At 34.4% G+C, this 13,828-nt stretch carries 8 protein-coding genes; all 8 read right to left on the bottom strand.

Features of this window, described 5'->3' with window-relative positions:
• Nucleotides 1–178: 178 nt before the first annotated feature.
• Nucleotides 179–2,404 (bottom strand): FdhF/YdeP family oxidoreductase, encoded by a 2,226-nt coding sequence (locus TERY_RS01895; protein ID WP_011610265.1) that lies wholly within the window; start codon nucleotides 2,402–2,404, stop codon nucleotides 179–181.
• 1,232 nt (nucleotides 2,405–3,636) lie between these two features.
• Nucleotides 3,637–3,813: a hypothetical protein gene (locus TERY_RS32070; protein WP_155994235.1), complete on the bottom strand. Its 177-nt coding sequence runs from the start codon at nucleotides 3,811–3,813 to the stop codon at nucleotides 3,637–3,639.
• Nucleotides 3,814–4,991: 1,178 nt separating this feature from the next.
• Complete coding sequence (map, locus tag TERY_RS01890) at nucleotides 4,992–5,759, bottom strand: type I methionyl aminopeptidase (RefSeq protein ID WP_011610264.1); 768 nt, start codon at nucleotides 5,757–5,759, stop codon at nucleotides 4,992–4,994.
• Nucleotides 5,760–5,967: 208 nt separating this feature from the next.
• Nucleotides 5,968–6,693 (bottom strand): pentapeptide repeat-containing protein, encoded by a 726-nt coding sequence (locus tag TERY_RS01885; RefSeq protein ID WP_011610263.1) that lies wholly within the window; start codon nucleotides 6,691–6,693, stop codon nucleotides 5,968–5,970.
• A gap of 545 nt (nucleotides 6,694–7,238) precedes the next feature.
• Nucleotides 7,239–9,833 (bottom strand): GAF domain-containing protein, encoded by a 2,595-nt coding sequence (locus TERY_RS01880; protein WP_011610262.1) that lies wholly within the window; start codon nucleotides 9,831–9,833, stop codon nucleotides 7,239–7,241.
• 586 nt (nucleotides 9,834–10,419) lie between these two features.
• Nucleotides 10,420–11,553: a glycosyltransferase gene (locus TERY_RS01875; RefSeq protein WP_011610261.1), complete on the bottom strand. Its 1,134-nt coding sequence runs from the start codon at nucleotides 11,551–11,553 to the stop codon at nucleotides 10,420–10,422.
• A gap of 432 nt (nucleotides 11,554–11,985) precedes the next feature.
• Nucleotides 11,986–13,242 (bottom strand): NAD-dependent epimerase/dehydratase family protein, encoded by a 1,257-nt coding sequence (locus TERY_RS01870; protein ID WP_011610260.1) that lies wholly within the window; start codon nucleotides 13,240–13,242, stop codon nucleotides 11,986–11,988.
• Between the two features lie 332 nt (nucleotides 13,243–13,574).
• Nucleotides 13,575–13,733 (bottom strand): hypothetical protein, encoded by a 159-nt coding sequence (locus tag TERY_RS32065; protein ID WP_155994233.1) that lies wholly within the window; start codon nucleotides 13,731–13,733, stop codon nucleotides 13,575–13,577.
• Nucleotides 13,734–13,828 lie beyond the last annotated feature (95 nt).

The raw sequence follows: 13,828 nt of genomic DNA, 5'->3' as shown, positions 1-13,828 counted from the left end.
ATTTTTGCCAAATGTTTTTCAAGTACTTAATACTATTTATAAAAGGTACAAAGAAAAGACAAAAATACCATAGCTTATTAAGATTAGAATCTCTCTAAATTTTATCAATTATTATTATCTAATCAATTAAATAATGCGATGATAAAAATCTCAAATTCAATACTCTAAAAAAAATAACTTAACCCAACTTTTCTAAACAGACTAAAGCATTATAATCAGGCACACCTTCAACAGAACGTTTACCCTTATCCAATAACACATTTCCCTCCGGCCAATGTACTTGTAAATTACCAGGTTTCATCGGAGCTAAAAACACCTTCCCAGAAAACAAACCAAAATCATTTTTTAACCGCACATTATCTCCATCTTTCAACCCTAATTCTTGAGCATCAAAAGGATTAATTAAAATCGCTTCTCGTAAAGCACCAGTAATCGCATCTTTCTGAGACTGCACCATACTATTAAACTGTTTACCTCGTCGAGTTGCCACTAAAAAATAGCCCTTTGATAACTCCTCTTTTGGTGGAGAAAGTATGGAAAATTTCGCCTTCTTGTCAGGTGTGGGAAAATTCCAGCCAAAACATAAATGAGCACCCCCATATTGAAAATTATCTCCAGGTTCTTTTAAATGTTGAATACCCGAATATTGAGAAATTACCAAAGCAATTTCCTGACGAATTTCCCCAGTATTTTTAAACTCTAACTTATCAGCTAATTCTGGACGGACTAACTTTGCTAAATCCATAAATACCTGCCACTCAGGGCGAGCCTCCCCAATTCTTTGACCAGGAACTTCCGGGCTAAATATCACCCTTCTTTCCGTAGTAGTTTCTGTCACCCCTCCTGGAATTTCATAACGAGTTGTAGTAGGTAATAATATTACTGTTTCTCCAGGTTCAACTAACATTTGATTAGAGCAAATAATATCCTGATGTACTCGCAAAGGTACCCGTTTCATAGCAGCTTTTACATAATCTGGATCTGGCAAAACTTCTAAAAAATTGCCCCCTACAGAAAACAAAACATCTAACTTTCCTTCTGAAGCATTATCAATCATTTCTGAAGTAGTTAAACCAGGATTATTCGGCACAGAAAAACCCCAAAATTTACTCATCACCTCAGCATTTTCAGGATTAATTTTTCTCCCTCCAGGAAACACTGTAGAATAACATCCCATTTCTGCTCCACCCTGCACCCCAGAATGACCCCGAATTGGCATTAAACCACAGCCTTCTCTACCAACAAAACCTTTAGTCAAAGCTAAATTAATAATAGCCCTAACATTATCTTCCCCACACTCATGTTGAGTAATTCCCATACTCCAAACAAAGACTGCTTTTTTTGCTTTCCCAACCATTTTAGCAAAGGCATACATTTCATCCTGAGTGCTTCCAGAAAAGCGTTCTAATTCTGACCAAGACTGGGCATCTAATGAAGCCTTTAATTCCTCAAACTGATTAGTATAATTATCTATAAAATGTTTATCTATCCAGTCATTAGCAATTAAATGTTTAATGGTACCATTGATAAATGCCATATCCCCATTGACATTAACTAAAAAGAAATCTTCCGCAAATTTAGTTCCAAATAAAGCACTCTCTGGAATAGATGGTACCCAATAACGCTCCATCCCCGGTTCCCGGTAAGTGTTAATAACAACAATTTTTGTGCCTGCTTTTTTAGCCCAGTGCAAATATTTAACTGTAACAGGTTGATTATTTGCTACATTAGAACCGATGAATACCAATAAGTCTGTACCTATCCAGTCTTTGTAGGAACAGGTAGTAGCAGCAGCACCAATAGTAGTTTTCAATGCTCCAGTACTAGGGGAATGACAAATGCGCGCAGCGTTATCAATATTATTAGTACCGATCGCCCGTGCAGCTTTTTGAGTAGCATAATAAGTTTCATTAACAGTACCACGACTGGTAAGGTAGAAACCTATACGGTCTGGGTGGGTAGTTTTAAGGCGATCGCTAATTACTGCCATTGCTTCATCCCAACTAATTCGTCGAAACCCTTTGTCACCTTTATCGCGGCGCATGGGGTAAGGTAGTCGCCCCATTTGGAGAAGGTCTCCACTGCTTTTATTTTGGAGTTGAGAAATATTCGCCAATATTTCTGGGTTAAATGCTGGCATAGTATTCAGGCGCAATAGTCGGAGGCGGACATTACATAAATGAAAACCATCAAGAGTCCAGTCTTTCATGCCAGTTGTACCTAAGGAACAACCATCGCAAACCCCTTTGTTGAGTATGTTCCAGGCATAAGGAAGTTGGTCGATATTTTCTATTCCAGCGCGGATAAGTTCCCAGTAGTTATTGGGGTATTGTTCCCCTATACCGAAGGGTTTCCAGCTTGCCCATATTTTTGGGTTCCAGATTTTGTTTGGTTTGGGTAACATAATTTATTTTCTCAAAAAAATAGTTTTTTCTTTAAAAAATACTAGATATAAATTTGTGTTTGTCCTAATTTTTATATAAATTTAATCTTAGATACTAAGTACTTAGGCAAAATTAATAGTATATTTTGAACCAAAATTTCTTAAGACATCTTCTACTGCTTTTACTAATACCATTTCTCTGTAACAATGCGCTTAATAATTGTTGCTTATTATTACAGTTTTGTTACTCAAGGTCTTACAGCACCTTCTTTTACTAATGAGGTACACCCACACGGGCAAGATGTTCGCACTAAATAGTTTTTATCATTTACCATGTACATCATTTGCTCGAAATTTGCTGTATTATAATAAAAATTGAACAATCTGAAATATTTTTTATTCAATAATTTAGCAATTACCAAAAATACAAATCATACCCAAGCATCAGCAAAGCCCAAAAACCTAATACTACTAAATATTAACCATAATTTTGTAGCTTCATTAATAGGATGGGAGTTTATACTTTAAGAACAACCGAAAAGCAGCTATACTTGATGATCATATATAAGCCTTTTTAACTGCCCTTGAATTATGCCTCCCATAGTTTTTGTGACCTTGCTGAGGCAACTATCCCCAATTACATACATGAGTAATTTTTTTTTGACATATATGCGATCGCATTATTTTAGGGAATATAGTATTACTTATATTACGGGGTGAAAAGCTAATTGAAAGCTATATATAGAAAGGAATTTATCTTCGGGGACTGAAGAATATTTCAACAAAAACAAAACGCTTATTAAGAAATGTTGGGGTGCAATGCGAGGGCAGAGCGCTCGCACTACACCCCTTAACTGTATTGAATCATTATTCAAGCTGTATGAGAGAATAATATTATGAAAAAACTCACATGAATTAATTGATTGTTAATTAAAAATTACAGTCTAATTAACCACTATATTTATCCCTTTAACTCCCCTTCGATAATATAGTAATTAATGAGGATTAAGGCTTATCAAATTTTCTACTAATTCCTAGATAAAATCATCATTTATTGCCCAATAAATCCTAGATAATCCTACAAAAAAAACTACTGTGTCTTCTTTATTTTCTACTTTTTCCATTAGTTATTGATATATCTTATTGAACCCCTTTATTTTTAATTTTTTGAACTTTAAATTAACTAAGTGTGTATGAAATAACTATTAATAAAATTCAATTACTCAATCTCGTTTCATTAGCCTTGGCTGATTCTAAATTGTAACCACCAGTTTTATAGTCTTTAAACATTGCTTTAATTCCCATTCTCTGACTATATATTTTTTTAATCTTTCCATGGGAAATATATAGTTCAATAATCGTTTAGTTTCACCGATATTTACTTTTAATTCTGAGAGATGACAATATTTTGTACCTCGTTTAATCATCATCAATTTTTTTTGGTCTCAAAACAAAATATACATCTTGCTTCTAATATTTTTTCAACCAGTGAGATATAAAAATACTATAGAACTCTCTATCTGCTGTCAGAATAATTTTCTGGATTTTTAATAATCTTATAACTAGACGAATTACTGCTTTTTCTTCGATTAAATTACTAGCTTTTTTATAAGTTAAAATTTTCTAATGTATAGGTAAAGCCCTCTTTTTCCAACGTTAACTAATCATTAATATATTAGTATTTTGCCACTAAGTATTATCTAAAATTAATACTAAATCTGAGGAAAAACTAAATAAAATTTCAATTGTTTTTTTACCAAAGAAAACCAAAATTAATGCAGTCTCAACTATTTTAAAGTTAAAAATATTTGTATATTTTTTCCTTTACTTTATAATTTTATTGGAAGGAGAAAATAACTACTTAATTTTTATATTTGTACACTTTTATGTACTGATATTAACTATAATAATATTTGTAATGTTACTACTTGAGATTGACTCAATCTTAGCTTAATATGGTCTTGATAAAAGTCTAATATATTCACTTTTATTGATTTTTATTTGTAATTAATAACCCTTTTTCATCATATTTTTAACTATCTCCAACTTTTTTAAAATGAATAAATAATCAACTTAAAGTGGGGGGTGTACTAGGAGGGCTCTGCCCTCCCACTACACCCCAACATTTCTCAATAATAGTTTTCTTTTAATTGAATGATTCCTCAGCCCCCCAAGGCAAATCCATTTCTATATATAGCTTTCAACTAGCTTGTCACCCCGTCAGACTTATATACTCTTGTGAATATCAAGCATATTCTCCAAGTTTCTTAGCTTTCAAGTCAAGAGCTAATAACTCTTGCACTAAACCTGCCCAAAATCACCCAGATATAATACTATCAGCTTTCGCATATCAGTCCCTGTTTCATAAAAAAAACACTAACTGCAGCCTGTAATTCATCTTCAATAGCAGGCTTAAATTCCCTGCAACTAAAGCCACTGATAAAAATAGCTTTAGTTGTCTGACACCTCAAAACTACCCATTCCAACATTTACATTTGTAATTTTTCAGGTTTAATGGCATTTTTTTGTGCAATATTGATTTCCTTCTAAGAAATTAGACATCTATACACAATGATGTAAATTTTGATCCAACTTTTGACCTCAGTAATTACCCCTCATACTGAGTCAATATTTCTACCCCTGTTTCTGTTACCGCCACAGTATGTTCAAATTGTGCTGATAGCTTACGATCTATAGTAATAGCAGTCCAACCGTCCTCAAGTACTAGACCTTCCCAAGTACCTTCATTAATCATCGGTTCAATAGTAAATACCATTCCAGCTCGTAACTTTTTTCCTTTTCCCCTAGTGCCATAATGAGGAATTTGTGGTGCAGTATGAAAAATTTTACTCACACCATGACCTACAAAATCTCTAACCACAGAAAAACCTTGTGCTTCAGCATACTCTTGAATAGCAGCTCCAATATCCCCAATTTTATTTCCAGGCTTAACTTCAGCAATACCTAAATACATACATTTTTCCGTCACTTCAACTAGTTTTTTTGCCAGTGGAGAAGGTGTACCAACGAAAAAAGTTTTAGAAGTATCTCCATGATAACCATCAAGAATGGGTGTCACATCAATATTAATAATATCGCCCTCTTTTAAGACCTGTTTTTCACTAGGAATACCGTGACAAATTACTTCATTAATGCTAGTACAAATAGACTTAGGAAAACCACGATAACCAAGGGGTGCACTACGGGCGCCATGAGCTTGTGTCCAACGTTCGGCTTCCTCATCTAATTCCAAAGTAGTTACTCCTGGTTTGACAAGAGGCTCAAGATGATTTAACAACCTTGCTGCCAAACGTCCTGCTTGACGCATTTTTTCTATTTCTCTTTTCGATAATAAAACGATAGTTTCAGTTTCCATTGCTTCTTTAATTAAGATTCGAGTATTAATAATAAAACCTTTGTAGCATAGGCATCTTGCCTACGATAGCTGTACCTCACTGATATGAAATCTGCGGTATCAGGAAAGATTCATAAAACGTCGCTACAAAAATATTTTCTTGATAATTAATTGTCTGAATATGAGACGACACCTGGTTACTCAAAATTTTATTCTATTTATAGACTTTTTATTTAACTTCAGGAATTACTTTTGGTGGCGCACAACCTATATAATTGGTAATTAAACATACACTTGAACCTATACTTGTACCACGAAGGTTAACCCCTTCTAAAGTTGCTCCACTTAGATTAGCAAGCGTTATATTTGTTTCCATCAATTTGGCTGTAGTAAGGTTAGCATTAGAGAAGTCTGCATTCTTCAAATTTGCTTGATGCATATTAGCATTGAAAAGATCAGATTCTCTCAAATCAGCATTTTCTAAATTGGCTCGAAACCAATATGAATGACGTAAATTTGCATTAGATAAATTAGCTCCACTAGCAAGAGATTCAATCAAATTTGCTTCAAATAAATTAGCATTTTCTAAATTGGCTTTTGTGAGATAAGCTCTGGATAAATTAGCATTACTTAAGTAAGCATCTGTTAAATTTGCACCTCGAAGATCTGCATCATTCATTATTGCTCTAGAAAGGTTAGCATTAGAAAGATTAGCATTAGAAAGAATTGTTACCCCTAGGTTAGCGCCAGACAAATTTGCTCCTCGGAGGTTAGCACCTTCTAAGTCAGCTCCGATCAAGTTAGCATTAGATAGGTTCGCTTGAGTAAGGTCGCATCCTGAACATTCATTAGTCTCTAATAGTCTTCTAATAGCTCCTGGGTTGGCTGCCTTTGCTAAATTTATCCAACCACCTTGGGAGACAATAATTATAATTGCCAATATTAGTAGTTTCATCTTTAGTATTTGAAGTAATTCACTTATCAACTATTAGTCAACATAAAAATATTTATTTTTATTATCTCATAGTTATATAACAAAATCGGTAGCATAGTGGTCTCTCCAGATTGACTTTATAAGTAATCTATATAAAATCTACCCCATGTCTACTTTTTCCCCTTGTCTTCTCAATTTAGTTTTAACCGATCAGCATGAAAATTGAAAAACTAACAAACTAATAAGTACAAATAAACCATAGAAACCGAGTTTGTATTTAGATAGGCTACAATACTGATATTTATCTGCTACAAACCCGGTTTCCTATAATACACTGAAGCCAGTAAATCTCATCTAATAGATAATAGATAATTTTTAACAACAGTTTTCAGTCCAATGAACCATATCAAATAAAATAATCACCAGCTTTGGGGCCTTGTATATAGCGTTTCTCTCTATCTCCTTTACTAATTATAAAAAGCCCCATAACTTATAATAGACTAAAATTTTATATATGTGGTAGAAGGTAGAAATTATATATTAAGTATTACTCTTTGCAACTATATCTATTTAGTTGTTATAGTATGAATACCATCCCAATCATTAGGTGGTGGAATTTTTATATAATCAAGAGATCGCTCAATATGTATAGCAACAGCTTTATCTTCAGGTCTAATTTTTTGCGCCAGCTCAAAATACATTAGTGCCTGAGAAAATTTCTTTTTCATATAAGCTTGTCTAGCTTTAATATAAAGTTCTAAAAACTTTTCTGTTTCCAGAGTAATAGGTTCCGAACTAGCACTAATTAGTTCATATATACTCACCGCTTTTTGTTTTCCTTTAACCCTAACTTTATCTAACTCCCTGACCAAAATATAATCACTACAAAGTTGATAAGTAAACTCACTCAAAATAATATCACAGCCATATTGTTTAGTAATTGCTTCTAAACGGGAACTCAAATTTACACCATCACCAATTACTGTATAATCCATTCTTTTTTGGGAACCAATATTACCAGAAACCACTCCTCCTGAACTAATACCAACACCAATTTTAAATTGTGTTTCATGAGGACGAGACAAATTAAATTCCCGGAGACGGTAACGCATATCCAAAGCAGTTTTTACAGCCATTAAAGCATGATCTTCTATCGATAATGGTGCGCCAAAAACCGCCATCAAAGCATCCCCAATAAATTTATCCAGAGTTCCTTGATGGTTAAATACTGCCTCTACCATTGTCTCAAAATATTGATTCAGAAGCTTAACTACTTCAGAGGCTTCTAAATTTTCTGTAATAGTTGTATAACCGCGAATATCAGAAAATAAAATAGTAACTTCTTTACGTTCTCCTTCAAGTAAAGCATCTTCACCTAAAGCCATTACTTGTTCTGCTACCCCAGGAGTCATATAGCGATACATAGCATTTTTCATTCGCTTTTCTTGACTAATATCTTCTAAAACTACCAACCCACCACGCACGCCACCTTCAGGATTAGTTAGGGGATTAATTGTTAAATTTAGACTCCGTTCAAATACTTTATCTATTTTTGACGAATCTATGGATTTGCTAAGATTTTTGTGATTATTATCCATGAGATTTGTCTGAATATTTGTTGCTATTTTTTCTCCCCAAGCCAAATAAATATTAGGATTTTTATTATCTGGAATTGCTAAAATATAAGTTGATTCAAATTGATCCTGTTTTTCTACAAACAACCCTACTCGTAAATTTTGTTCTGGAACATATTGTCTAGTACCATGATCGAGACTGTCTTCTAAACGGAACCTCAAGTTTTCAATTGGTATGACTTCCCATAGATATCTACCAATAAGTTTTTCCTCCCAAACTTTTCTATTTGTTTGACCTTTTACCTCTTGATTAATTGGACATCCTAACATTTCTAAAGCTGCTTCATTAATAGTCACAATTCGGCCTTGCATATCCGTTGAAATTACAACATCAGACAAACTTCGTAGAATATCTTTCTGATATTGTTTTTCGACTAAAACATTTTCAAACAACTGGGAATTTTGCAGAGCAATACCTGCTTGAGCGTTAAAAGCCAGTAGAAATTGTTCATCTGAAGTAGTAAAACTACCTTGATTTTTATTAATTAACTGAGTTACTCCGATCAATTCACCTTTAGCATTATACACAGGCATACAAAGAACATTTCTTGTTTGATAACCTGTTTTTTTGTCTGTACTGGGGTCAAAACGAGGATCTAGATAAGCATCAGGAATATTCAAAGTTTGCCCAGTAGAAGCAACATAACCAGCTATACCACGATGGGCCGGAATTCTAATTTCTACCATTCTTGTTTGATCTACTGTTGCTACCTTAGTCCAAAGTTCATTTGTTTCTTTGCTAAGTAGAAACAAAGTGCTACGATCTGCTTGCATCAGATTACGAGCTTGGTCCATTACAGCTCTTAAAGTTGTTTCCAAGTCTAGACTTTGTCCTAAAGTTGTGGTAGCGTTCAGTAATGCTGATACTCCTTGCTGATTCCGAGCCGCAACATAAAAAGATTGACAACTTTCAAGAATAATCCCCATTGAGTCCGCAAAAGACCGGAATAGTTTTTCATCTTCTTCATCAAAAGGGACATCACTTACTTTATTCAGTAATCGTACCACTGCCACTGGTTGGAGAAAATTAATAGTACTAAAAATTGGAATACAGAGGATAGTACGAGTCTCATAACCTTGAGGTTGGTCTACCTCTTCGTTGAAGAGTGGGTGACTCTTAGCATCCGCAATATTAAGTGCTTCTCCTGTAGTAGCCACATGGCCTAAAATACCAACATTAATTGGTAAGTGATACTCTTGAGATTTACCTGTACTTTCTAAAATTTTCTTGTACCAAAGTTGTTTTTTTTCCTGGTTAACCAGAAAAATAGTTGTTTGATCTGCTTTCAGGACTTGGCCAATTTTTAAGGTAAAAGCATTTAATAGTTGTTCAAATACAGTTTCAATACCTTCATTATTAATTAAGTCTATAGCCTGTAGATACTGATAAAATTCTGCAGTTATGAAGTCCAGCAGACAAACAAAATGTTCTACCGGCAAATCCTTGACACGAGTTACAAGTAGACCCATACGCTCAACTTGAGTCAATGTTGCCAGAATACTGCCAGCAGGGTTCGAGAATTTCATTTGGACTGGTTTGTCTAATGCTTAGTGATTGCTGAACCCTTTTTCAATACTGGCCTGATAGTACTGTATAAAGTTCAATGATCAAAAAAACTTGATTATGTAAACTAGAGAAAGCTAGGCAGCAAACTATAACTAATCGTATAGTAACATAATACAAATGTTTTTAAAATGTGGATACGGCCAAATCATTTTGGCTACTTTCTCAGAAGATTGAAGATTTTTCTGGATAAATTCAAATATTGCCAACTATTTTAGACAAAAATCTATAAAATCTCCAGGTAATGTTATTATTGGAGCTTACAGCAATTTTCAGCAAAAATTTAGCCTAAACCCCTTCTCTGATAGGCAAATACCTTCATATTTAATGTCAAGCAACTAAAAAAATATAAAGACATCACTCTATGAAAAACACCCATTCTTTGCTGTAAAGGTATTCAAAGGTTTCTTAGAGCATTGCCTTTGTTAGCCTCTTATTAACCTATCCGACTGGATAAAAGTATAGATACTTGCACACTAGAGTCAAAACGTCCTTGAGCTATAATCCTTGTCTTTCAAGCATTATAAGCCTAATGTTGTGTAAGTCCCATTATGCAGCTAATGCTATGGAATGGGCAGAGATAATTTTTTGATAATAGTTTCTTAATTGCTGAGTTGCTGCTGACCATCCCCAACGTTCCGCTTCAGCTCTAGCATTTTTGCGCAAGGTTTCTCGTTCTTCTGAGTGGGCAAAAAGTTTTTGAGTAGCTGTAATGGCTCCTTTCTCATCATCTGGATCGAATAAATAACCATTTATTCCATTAGTAACAATATCAGGAATACCTCCTGAATTGGCCGCCACTACTGGGGTGCCTGCAGCCATTGCTTCTAAAAGTACCAATCCTAAAGTTTCCGTGCGAGAGGGAAATATGAAAGCATCGGCAGAAGCATAAGCAGAGGCAAGTTTTTGGCCCCGCAAATAGCCTACAAAATGTGTGGGGGTGTTAGCAAAATATTGTTCTAGGTTTTGTCGGTTAGGGCCATCACCTACAATAGCTATGCAAGTATTGGGGATAGCTTCTACGATTGGTTTAATACGATCAATTTCTTTTTCTACCCCTAATCGCCCAACATATAGTATAATCTTATTATTAGGTTTACCTTGACTAAGGTAATTGCGCATTTCAAGATTTGCATAATGGGGCTGAAATAATTCTGTATCAACTCCCCGCTGCCATAAATCTACTCTCTCAATGCCATGGTTTCTCAATTCTTCTACCATTACTGTAGAGGTACAAAGATTGAGGTCTGCTTGATTATGACCGGATTTAAGTAATTCCCAAAGTAAGCCTTCAAGCATTCCTAAACCATAGTGATGTAAGTATTGAGGTAAGTGGGTATGGTACGATGCGACAAGTGGAATATTTAGTTTTTTGGCATAGAATAACCCACCCAATCCTAATACTGCAGGATTAGCAACGTGAATTATGTCTGGCTGAAACTGTTCTAGTTTTTCTCCAATAGTGGGAGTTGGTATAGCTAATTTTAATTCTGGGTATAGGGGTAGAGGAAAACCTTCAATGCCACAAATTGGTGATCCCTGATATTCTTTTAGCCCTCCTGCGGGAGAAAATATTAGGACTCGATCGCCAAAACGTTGTAGATTCTCGACAGTATGACATAGACGCGTAACTATACCATCTATTTTGGGTAAAAAGGTTTCGGTAAATAGAGCTATCTTCATAGATTAATAAGTATAAATTTATTGGCTGGAAAAATACTATAAAAAATATTAATTCATTAATTTTTTGATTTAGCAATAGGTTTAAGTAGAGTGTGGTGAATGTAGATATAGCAAGTCTATTTTTACGTTTTCCAAAATCTTGCCACTTTTTAGGAATAAGGGATAATACTCTAGGTGATAGGTAATATTTATGGAGTTTATTTCTATTTTTTTTATTGTTACGACCTATGAGTAGATGGCTATAAAATTCAGGTTCAAGTATGAAAACAATTATTATATAGCGTTTCCCAAGTTACTGAGGTACAGTTATTTTGATTCTGTTCTATTGTCTATTTCCAAATACTAATATATAGGGACGTTACATAAAACATCCCTAATAAAACAATTGAGTATAAACCTATTGAAGATAGATTTGTTATTCAGTTTTAGATACTATTGTACTTTTACAGAATCTGATTGTTTGTTTTTTTCCTCAGTTTTGGATATTAATGTACTTTTTACAGAATCTAATTGTTGAGTTTTTTCTCGATGCCAAGAGACTTTAGGTAAAATATGGTTTTTATCTACTCTTGTTTTATACTTAATAGCAAAATTGAGCAAAGAATCTAACAAAGAATCAGATAGATAATGAGGTTTTAAACCAAGCTCTAATAAATTCGTATTTTTAGCATTGAAATAATGTTGCTCTAACTCTACTCTAGGATTATCCAAGTGATTAATTTGTACATCTAAATCCATAGTTTTACCCGCTGTTTTTACCATTTCTGCTAGGTCTAGTACACTAAACATTTCAGTAAATTGGTTAAATACTCGGAATTCACCTGGTTGTGCTGGGTTTGCGATCGCTATTTCCATACAACGGACAGTATCTCTAATATCTAAAAAGCCACGAGTTTGTCCACCTGTACCATAAACAGTTAGCGGATGGCCAATTGCTGCTTGAATACAAAATCTATTGAGAGCTGTACCAAAAACTCCATCATAGTCAAGACGGTTAATCAAAAGTTCATCTTGGATTGTTTCATCATTTAGAAGACCAGTTAGAGCAACACCATATACAATTCCTTGATTAAGGTCCGTAGCCCGGATACCCCATATTTTGCAGGCAAAGTGAATGTTGTGGCTATCGTGAACTTTACTGAGATGATAGAAAGACCCTGGTTGTTTTGGATAGGGTAGAGTATCCGTGCGTCCATTATGTTCAATTTTGATATAACCCTCTTCAATATCTATATTAGGAGTACCATACTCTCCCATAGTTCCCAGTTTAACTAAATGGCAGTCTGGAAAATCCTCTTTCATAGCATAAAGAATATTGAGAGTACCAACAACATTATTAACTTGAGTCGTAACAGCATGTTCCCGGTCAATCATAGAAAATGGAGCAGAACGTTGTTCACCAAAGTGAACTATAGATTCTGGTTCAAACTGATGTAGTGTTGTACTTAGGAAATCGTAGTTGGTAATATCTCCTATATATAGATCAATTTTTTTGCCTGTGAGGTCTTTCCAACGTTGGATGCGTTGTTGAATAGGGGCAATAGGTGTGAGGGTTTCTACTTGAAGTTGTAGATCCCAGTGTCGCCTAACCATACTGTCTAAAATACCTACCTCATAACCTTGATTGGAAAGATAAAGAGCGGTTGCCCAACCGCAGTAGCCATCGCCACCAATTACTAGGACTTTCATAAATTTACTTTGAATCTTGCTTACTAATATTTGGTTAATGTATCAGGTATTAGCACTTTTTGATAGTTACTAATTTTGTCGATAAATCTACTCAAGCTTTGTCAGGTTTGAACCTTATAGAAATAACTACAAGCCTCTTGACCAGCTTTCCATCAAAGACGGAGTTACCAGCGCATCCTTGGGTAAAATTTTCAATGCACTATTTAAATCTGAATTGTATTTGATGTCTTAGGATGATTTGAATAAACTGCGTTTGACTTGTCTACCCACATAGGTCTCATGTTTTTCATGATCCCTAAGAAAGAAAAGAACACTTTTGTAGTTTAACTCTCCTAGTGATGGTCACCTTGAAGCTTTAATTCGCATTTGTATTTCAATTGACAAATCAAACCGTCGTGGGGAAAAGAAATACCATCTAATACATCAGAGGTATCAATAATTATTGTCCCCGACGGAAGTTGTTGATATTTTAATTCTCCATATTTCCACATCCTCTGAACAGTGCAATAACTGACACCTTTTTGTGTTGCATTGCATCAGATAATTTGATCATGTACATATTATTAAATTATCTGAAGATATTTGC

The organism is Trichodesmium erythraeum IMS101 (assembly GCF_000014265.1).
Classification (GTDB): Bacteria; Cyanobacteriota; Cyanobacteriia; order Cyanobacteriales; family Microcoleaceae; genus Trichodesmium; species Trichodesmium erythraeum.
The sequence above is the reverse complement of the archived record's forward strand: the minus strand, read 5'-3'. Positions and strand labels throughout refer to the sequence as shown.

Excerpts from the sequence above, each read along its gene's own strand:
- TERY_RS01895 (WP_011610265.1), bottom strand. The coding sequence starts at position 2,404 with ATGTTACCCAAACCAAACAAAATCTGGAACCCAAAAATATGGGCAAGC.
- TERY_RS32070 (WP_155994235.1), bottom strand. The coding sequence starts at position 3,813 with ATGATGATTAAACGAGGTACAAAATATTGTCATCTCTCAGAATTAAAA.
- map (WP_011610264.1), bottom strand. The coding sequence starts at position 5,759 with ATGGAAACTGAAACTATCGTTTTATTATCGAAAAGAGAAATAGAAAAA.
- TERY_RS01885 (WP_011610263.1), bottom strand. The coding sequence starts at position 6,693 with ATGAAACTACTAATATTGGCAATTATAATTATTGTCTCCCAAGGTGGT.
- TERY_RS01880 (WP_011610262.1), bottom strand. The coding sequence starts at position 9,833 with ATGAAATTCTCGAACCCTGCTGGCAGTATTCTGGCAACATTGACTCAA.
- TERY_RS01875 (WP_011610261.1), bottom strand. The coding sequence starts at position 11,553 with ATGAAGATAGCTCTATTTACCGAAACCTTTTTACCCAAAATAGATGGT.
- TERY_RS01870 (WP_011610260.1), bottom strand. The coding sequence starts at position 13,242 with ATGAAAGTCCTAGTAATTGGTGGCGATGGCTACTGCGGTTGGGCAACC.
- TERY_RS32065 (WP_155994233.1), bottom strand. The coding sequence starts at position 13,733 with ATGTGGAAATATGGAGAATTAAAATATCAACAACTTCCGTCGGGGACA.